The organism is Acidimicrobiales bacterium (assembly GCA_035540975.1).
Taxonomy (GTDB): Bacteria; Actinomycetota; Acidimicrobiia; order Acidimicrobiales.
This window is the reverse complement of sequence record DATLFN010000171.1, coordinates 18952-27082: the sequence shown is the minus strand read 5'-3', so window position 1 is coordinate 27082 and position 8131 is coordinate 18952. Positions and strand designations below refer to the sequence as shown.

The following is an 8131-nucleotide window of genomic DNA, read 5'->3' as shown; positions in this document are numbered from 1 at the left end:
GACGTGGACGGTGAACGACCCGACGGTCGACGTGGTGGGCGGGGCGCCGCGTGGGTGGGACCCCCTCGCGCCGGCCCGCCCGGCCGTCGAGGTGCCGGGCAGCTGCCGGAGCGACGCCGGCGGTGGGCCGCCCGAGGGCGTCCAGGTCGTCCTGGGGGGCGGCTCCCACCTGCTCGTGCAGAAGGGCGAGGTGGAGCTGTGCGCCAGGCCCGACCCGGCCGACCAGTCCATCGCCCTGTACGGCATGGCGCCCCCGCCCGCCGGCAACGCCCACACCATCGAGGCCACCGCGGTGCCGACGGTCGTCGGCTTCACCGACCCCGGCAACGCCGTGGTCATCGGCGAGACGCCGGTGGCCGCCGCCACGGCCGACCTGGCGCCGGGCCCGGGGTCCGTCGCCCAGCTGGTGTTCAAGGGGTTCAAGCCCGGCGTCCCGGCAGGGGCGCTGGTCGAAGCGGTCGCCCTGCGGGTGTCGCACCACGACGCCGGCGACATGGAGCCGCTCTCCGCGAAGGTCGAGTTCCCGGGCGCCCCCGCCGGCGGTTGCACCCCTCCCGCCCTGCCGCTCCGGCCCGGTGCGGGGACCGAGGACCGCGTCGACCTGCTGGCGGCGTGCAACCTGGGCGACCCCGCCCTGTTCACCGACCTCTCCGTGACGGTGGAGGCCACGCTGGCGGCGGGCGGCACGCAGGCGACCGAGACGCTGGACGGCATCGCCCTGGAGGTCGTGTACCGCGAGCCGACCAGCCGCCGTCCGGGGGCCGCCACGGCGGTGACCGGGTTCGCCGACGCCCCCCGGGCGCTGGAGATCGGCGAGCAGCCGGCGCCGCTCACCGCCGACGCCGCGCTCTCGGCGGCGACGCCCTCCGCCGGGCTCACCGTCGTCGGCCTCGGCGACCCCCCGCTGCGGGCGGGGACGATCCTCGACTCGGTGAGGCTGCGCGTGGCGCATCGCGACCAGGGCGACCTGGCGCCCCCCACCGTCACCGTGGCCTTCCCGGGGAGCACCTGCACCGGCCTGGTCGTCCCGCTCAGCCCGACGACCGTCACCGACCACCGCCTCGACCTGAAGGCGTGCGGGCTGGACACGCCGGCCGAGCTGGCGGCGGCGACGGCCGGCTACGAGGTCGCGCTGGCGCCGTCCGGAGTGGCGGGAACGGCGTCGCTGGACGGCATCGAGCTCGAGGTCGTGTCCCGCTCGCCGCCCGACGCCCGGCCGGCGTCGACGGTCACCCCGACGGTGTTCACCGACCCGGACAACGCCAAGGTGATCGGCGAGGTGCCGACGCCGCTCACGGCCGACGCCGCCCTCGACGCCGTCACCACCACGGCCAGCCTGGCCTTTTCCGGGTACGACCTTCCCGCCATCCCGCCCGGTTCGTTCGTCGACTCGGCCCGTCTGCGCATCGCCCATCGGGAGGACGGCGACCAGGGCGCCCCGACGCTGTCGGTCCCCTTCGCCGGGTCGACGTGCCCCACGCCGGCGCTCGGCCACCGGCCCGGCGCCCTCGGCGTCGACGTCGTCGACCTCAAGGCCTGCGGTCTCGACGACGCCTCGTTGCTGAACGGCCTGGTCGTCACCTACACGGCCACGCTCGACGCCGGCGGCGCGGCGGCCACCTCGCGGGTGGACGGCGTGGTCCTCGACCTGGCCTACCGCCCGCCGACCGTGCGGCGGGCGGCCACGGCCGCGTCGACCACGTTCACCAACCCCGACAACGCCAAGGCGGCCGGGGAGCAGCCCACCGCGCTGACGTCCGACGCGGCGCTGCCCGGGGGGGCCGGCACCGCCACCTTGACCCTCGGCGACTTCGGCCGGGTGGCCCTGCCCGCCGGGTCGGCCATCGACTCGGCCCGGCTGGTCGTCACCCACCAGGAGGACGGGCCGGCCGACGTCAGCGTCGTCGGCACCTTCCCCGGCCACACGTGCACGCCCACGGCCCTGCCCCGCCGCAGCGGCGCGCCGGGCGTCGACCGGGTCGACCTGAAGGGGTGCGGGCTCGACGACGCGTCCGAGCTGTCGGCGCTGTCGGTGGCCTACAACGCCACCCTCGGGGCCGGGCCGGTCGAGAAGCACGTCCCCACCACCACCGGCGCCGTCTCCGGCTTCACCGCCGCCGACGACGCCCGCGCCGTGGACGGGGCCCCGGCGCTGGCCGAGCTGGCCGCCGGCGGGCCCGGCTCGGCGTCGTTGACCCTCAGCGGCTACGACACCCCCGCTGCGCCGGCGGGGGCGAACGTGGCGTCGGCCGTGCTCCGCATCGCCCACCAGGACGACGGCCAGACCGGCCCCGTCACCGCCACCGTTTCGTTCCCCGGCAGCACCTGCACCCCGCGGACGATCCCGGCGCGGCCCGGCGCCATGGCCGTGGACACCGTCGACGTGGCCGCGTGCGGGCTCACCGACCCGGCCCAGCTCGCCGGGATGAGCGTCACCTACACGGCCGAGCTGGCGCCGGGTGGCGACCTGGCCACGTTCCGGCTGGACGGGGTGGAGCTGGACGTCGCCTTCTCGTCGCCCGCCACCGCCAAGGTGGACGGGATCGAGCTCGAGCTGGTGTACCGCCCGCCCGCGTTCACCCCCCTCTCGGGGTGCGTGACGCAGGGCCCGTACCCCACGACCGGCTGCGCGCTGGTGAAGGTGGCGCCGACGGCTCCCGACCACGCCGTGCGGTTCGCCGTCGCCGGCACGGTGTACGCGCCGACGGCGGCCCTCGACATCGCCATGGCGGCCGTCGAGTCCCAGGTGTTCACCCGGGGTCTCATCGGCCGCGTCCTGCGCCTCGGCATCGCCGCCCATCCCGGGAACCGGCGGCCCGTCACCGGCATCCCGCCCGAGGCGGTGGTGTTCACCGTCTACCCGAACGGCAACATCGGGGGCAGCGCCGCGTCCACCACCTTCGCCGACCCGCAGGCGGCCGAGCAGGTCGACGGGACGGAGGCGGAGGCCACCATCGACACGGCGAACCCGGTGCCGACCGAGCTGACGGTGAACGCGTTCACGACGCCGCTCGCCCCCGACGCGTCCATCGGTGCCGCCGTCCTGCGGGTGAAGCACCGCGAGGAGCCGGCCATCGGGTCGGTCATCGTCACCGTGAGCCTGAACGGAACGCCGTGCCCGTCGCACCCCGTCACCCTGCCCACGCACACCGGGGTCGCCTCCGTGGAGGACCAGGTCGATCTCGAGGCGTGCGGGCTGGTGACCGCCAACCAGGTGGGTGGCCTCTCCGTCGCCTACCGCGTCGAGCTCGACCTCACGGCGACGCCGATGCCGCAGACGGTGCGGGCGTGGGTGGACGCCATCACCCTCGACGTCCTCTCCGGCCCCGCCCTGCGGGCCCGGGTGGTGTTCGACCGGGGGACGGCGACCGTCAACGGGTGGACCACCCTGCCATGACCAGGCGCCGCGACCTGGCCACCGCCGTCCCGGTCGTCGCCCTGCTCGCCGTGGTCAGCACCGCCGCCCTTCCCGGGCCTCCGGCGACCGCGCCCCCGCCCGTCCCGCCGCCGCCCGCCGTCACGACGACGTCGGCGCCGCCTGCCCAGCCGGCCGAGGTGCAGCAGATCATCGACGACCTCGACGCCGTCGAGTCCGCCGCCGGGCTGGTCGTGCCGCTGCCCGAGCGGGTGCTGTTCGACTTCGACAAGGCCGAGGTGCGCGACGACGCCAAGCCGACGCTCGAGAAGGTGGCCACCCTGCTCGCCTACTACGGAGGGTCGAAGGTCGAGGTGCGGGGGCACACCGACGACGTCGGCGAACCCGAGTTCAACCTGGCGCTCTCCGGGCGGCGAGCCGCCGCCGTGCGGGACTACCTGGTCGGCGTGAGCGGCGTGACCGCCGAGCGGTTCGTGGTGAAGGCGCTGGGGGAGACGGAGCCGCTGGTCCCCAACGACTCGGCGGAGCACCGCCAGCAGAACCGCCGCGTCGAGGTCGTGGTGCTGGGCTGATGGCCGTCGAGACGCCCGAGCGCGAGCAGGCGGGCGACGAGGGCGCCGCGGGCGCGGCGGACGGCGCCCGCACCGACGCCGTTCCTCCCGCCGCCAGCGCCGGCGTTCCCCTTCCCGTCGTGACCGCCGTCCTCGCCGTGGCGGCCCTCGTGTGGGTGGTCCTCCGCCCCGGCGCGCCGCAGGGCGCCGCCGCCGCCGTCGACCTGCTCGTGCTGCCGGCCCTCCTCGCCCTGGAGGTCGGCGTGCTCGCCGGCCGCCCGTCCATTGTGGGCGTCGCCGGCCCGGCGTCGTTCTTCGGGCTGGGGGCGGGCGGCGGCAACCCCGTCGTGGGGTCGGCCGCGGAGGGCGGCGCCGCCATCCGGCCCAGCAGCCTGGCTGCCTTCTTCGGGCTGGGCGCGGTGGGCGCCACGGTCTCGGTGCTGGTGGCCGAGCGCCTCCTCCGGGTGGCCGGGGCGGGCGCCCTCGACGTGGCCCCGGTGATCGAGGTCGTCGCCGTGTGCGGGCCGCCCGTCGTGTTCGCGTGGCGGACCGGGACCGGCCGCTGCGGGGAGGGCCCGGTCGATGCCGCCCTGGCCGGCCTGGCCACCGGGCTCGGCTTCCTGGTGGTGGGGACGAGCCTGGCGACGGCGGCCGCCCACGTGGCCCCCGACTACGTCTCGCCCCTGGCCGCCGGGCTCTCGCGGGTGCCGGCGGCCGGCGGCGACCCGGCCGTGTACTTCGCCGGCCTGCCCATGGTGGCCGCCCTCGCCGGCCTGGCCGCCGGCACCGCCTTCCGGTTGCGCCGACAGGTGGCCCTCGCCGGCCTGGCCGCCGGCCTGGCCGTCCGGCTGCGCCGGGAGGTGGCCCTCGTCGTGCCCGCCCTCGCCGTCGCCCTGGCGGCGTTCGACCACTCGGTGTTCCAGTGGCGCCACCGCCACCTGGTCGCCGGGGAGCCGGCCGTGCTCGGTGGGCCGGCCGACGTCGTCCGCACGCTCACGCTCCACGGGCGGCTGACGCCCGTCCTCCTGGTGGCCGGCCTGGCCGCCGCCCGGCTCGTCGGCCGGCGGCCGCCGCCGGGAGAGCGGCCGCCCGAGCCCGCCGACGAGGCGGCCCCCCGGGACGCCGAGCCGCCCGCCGTTTACGACGCCGGCGCCGCCGCCTTCGTCGTCGACCTGCGAGACGAGGCCGCCGGCGCGGGCGCCCCGGTGGTCGGAACGGCGGTCGGAGAGGACCTGCGAGACGAGGCCGCCGGCGCGGAGGCCCCGGGACCGACCCCCGCCGGGGACGACCGCTCGCCCGACGTCCCCGGTCACCCGTGGCGCCGGGCCGCCGGCGCGGAGGCCCCGGGACCGACCGCCGACGGGGACGACCGCTCGCCCGACGTCCCCGGCCACCCGTGGCGCCGCGCCGCCGCCGTTCTCGCCGTGAGCGTTCCCGTCGCCGGAGGGCTCGTCGTCCTCGCCCGGGGTGACGGGCTCGGGTTCCTCGAGCAGCGCCCGGTCGCCGTCGCCGTCGCCCTCGCCGGGCTCGCCTACGCCGCTGCGTCCCTCGCCGCCGTGCCCGGCCCCGAGCGGGAGGCGGGGGAGAGCCGGGCCCTGAGCGTGGCGGCGGCCGCCTGCGCCGCTGCGGGCGTCGTCTGGTCCCTGCTCCCCACCACGCCGGTGCCCCGTCCCGTCCACGGCGGGCTCCTGGTGGACGCCGCCCTCGGGTGGGCGGCGTCGGTCGGCAACCTGGGCGTCGTGCTCGGGCTGGGCGGTTTCGCGGCGCCGCCCGCCCGCCTCGGGCGGCTCCCCCGGAACGGCTTCTTGGGCGTGCTCGGCGGCCGGCGCCGCCAGCGCCACGGGTCGGGCGTCGGTGGGTCGGGCGGCAAGGGCCTCGGCGGCGGGCGCTGGGGCTGGACGGACGACGCCTGGGGCGGGCGGGTCCCCTGGTGGCGCCCGGCGCGCCGCCGCCGGGAGCGCCTCCGCCTGGCCGCCGCGGCCGAAGAAGCCCTCCTGCGCACGCGGGCGGCGCAGCAGGAGCTGCGCCCGGTCGTCGTCACCGTGGAGCCGGCCAGGGCGCGCCCGCTCTCGCAGGTCGAGTTCACCGGCGCCACCGTGAAGGAGGCCATGGTCGCCGCCTTCGCCCACCTGGGCGACCTGACCCACTCCTCCCTCCAGCTGGTCGACGAGGGGGCGCCGGCGGCGAAGGGGGTGCCGGCCCGTCCCGCCAAGGTACGGGTGGTCGAGACGGCGGACGAGGAGCCGCCCCTGCTTCCGCCCCGGCGCGACGCGATCGTCGCCGACGCCCCGTTCGTCGTCGTGGTCGACGTCGTACGCGAAGGTCGGGACGAGCATCCCGAGGTGGTGCACGTCGTGCTCCGGGCGCCCGACCACGGCACGGAGACCACGCTGCGGTGCCACCGGCAGGAGTCGTCGGGCGGCCGGGACCGCTACCGGAGCAACCCCTACACGGTGACGGGAGGCGAGGAGCCCGGGCCCGGCGACCCGGACGACGCCGAGCGAGGGGCGCCCCTCCCCGTCGCCGACGGGCGGACGCTCGAAGCCGAGTGCCTCGACGAGCGGGCGGTACTCACCGTCCACGGCTCGTGGTCGTCGCTGGTGGTGGGGGTCAACCGGGCGCTGGCGGCCCTCACCGAGGCGAACCACGCCGGCGTCGTCCGCGACCTGGAGGACCTCGTCCGGCTGGAGGCCCCGGGCCACGACGACGCCCGGCTCCACCACCGCATCGAGCAGCTGCGCACCCGGCTGGCCTACGCGGCCCGGGCGGCGCGGGTGCTCGACGGCCCCGACGACCTCGACGCCAGGGCGTTCCGGAGCACGGCCGTCCTGGCCACGGCGATGAGCCTCGACCGCCGCTACGACGACCCCACCGGCGCCACGGCGCTCCTCCGGGACGCCGGCGAGGCGCTGCGGGAGCACCGGCGGGCGGTCCTCGCCGACCCGGCCGCCGACGTCGCCACCGGCGCCTACCGCCGGTTCCTCGCGACCACGCCGCTCGGACGCGTCTGGGCCGAGGGCATCACCTCGGACGCCGACCTCTCCCGCCTGATGGGGTGGTACCGCCTGTCCGACCTGGGCTCCGACCCGGCCGCCGTCCCCGCCGCCGGCACCGACGCCCGCTGAACGGCGTCACTCAGTCGGGCAGGATCCGGCGGACGGCCTGGACCCGGTCGAGGTCCACCTTCTGGACCGTCACCGACTTCCCCGACCGCGGCGCGATGACCTCGAGGCCGCCGCCCGCGTAGATGGCGACGTGGCCGAAGTCGTGCACGACCTGGCCGCCCCGCGTGAAGAGGAGGTCGCCGGGCCGGAGGGCGCCGCTGGTGATCGGGCGCCCGGCGTCGATGAGGCCGTCGGTGGTGCGGGGCACGCTGAGCCCCGCCTCCTTGTAGGCCCACCACACCAGCCCCGAGCAGTCGAAGCCGTCGGTCGGGGACTCGGCACCCCACACGTACGGGACGCCCATCATCCGGGCGGCGGCGAGCACGACGGTCCTCGCGACGGACGACGTGTTCCCGCTCGGTGCCGCCGCTGCGGTGGCTCTCGATGCGACGCCTCCGCCCGCGTCGCCGCCGCCCGACGCGGCCTCGACCAGGGCGGCGACGTCGGGGACCTCGTCGCCCGACCCGTAGCGCGACGCCTTGACGAGCACCTCCATGACGTCGACGGGGTCGGGGCTGTGGCCGCGGATCGACCGGTTCAGGTCCACGATGACGGGCGCCTTGCCGCACAGCTCCTCGGCCGTGGTGTAGATGGCGTCCCAGGCGTTCTGGATGTCCGGCGTGGCGCCCGCCGGCCGCCCCGGCGCCAGGGTGGCGTACTGGGCCCAGGCCGACGGCAGCAGGCCCATGGGCCCGAACGGGTGGGTCCAGCCGTCGGGCGACCTGGGATCGGGGATCCTGGGGCGGCCGTCCTGGCCGTCGAAGGGCGCGCCGGCGATGGGCTTCGCCAGTTGGCCGGTCTCGTGGTCGATCGCCCCGGCGCCGTGGCGCGACTCGACCCACCCGATCGCCGCCAGCACCTGCCACGGCAGCCCGCCGCAGCGCTGGGCCGCCCCCTTGTAGACCGAGACCAGCTCGGAGGGGATCTCGATGCGGGCCGTGGGGGTGAGCTGCCTGGCCCGCAGGGTGGTGCTCGCCACCACGGCGATGGCGACCGTCCCCCCGATCACCACGGTCCGGGTGACGAGGCTCATGGCTGCG

General features: G+C 77.4%; 4 protein-coding genes. 3 read left to right on the top strand and 1 reads right to left on the bottom strand.

Going from position 1 to position 8131, the window contains the following annotated elements:
* The 3 genes from VM242_16810 to VM242_16800 form a co-directional block, all read left to right on the top strand.
* The coding region (locus tag VM242_16810; GenBank protein ID HVM06816.1) for a hypothetical protein at positions 1 to 3397 on the top strand (3397 nt) is incomplete at its 5' end.
* Positions 3394 to 3948 carry an OmpA family protein gene (locus VM242_16805; protein HVM06815.1) on the top strand — a complete coding sequence of 185 codons (555 nt, stop codon included), beginning with the start codon at positions 3394 to 3396 and terminating at the stop codon, positions 3946 to 3948. The genes VM242_16810 and VM242_16805, both read left to right, overlap by 4 nt.
* Complete coding sequence (locus VM242_16800) at positions 3948 to 7052, top strand: hypothetical protein (protein ID HVM06814.1); 3105 nt, start codon at positions 3948 to 3950, stop codon at positions 7050 to 7052. Before VM242_16805 ends, VM242_16800 begins: the two co-directional genes overlap by 1 nt.
* A gap of 10 nt (positions 7053 to 7062) precedes the next feature.
* Here the strand turns inward: VM242_16800 and VM242_16795 are convergent, their stop codons facing one another.
* Positions 7063 to 8124 (bottom strand): C40 family peptidase, encoded by a 1062-nt coding sequence (locus tag VM242_16795; GenBank protein ID HVM06813.1) that lies wholly within the window; start codon positions 8122 to 8124, stop codon positions 7063 to 7065.
* Between the last annotated feature and the right edge of the window lie 7 nt (positions 8125 to 8131).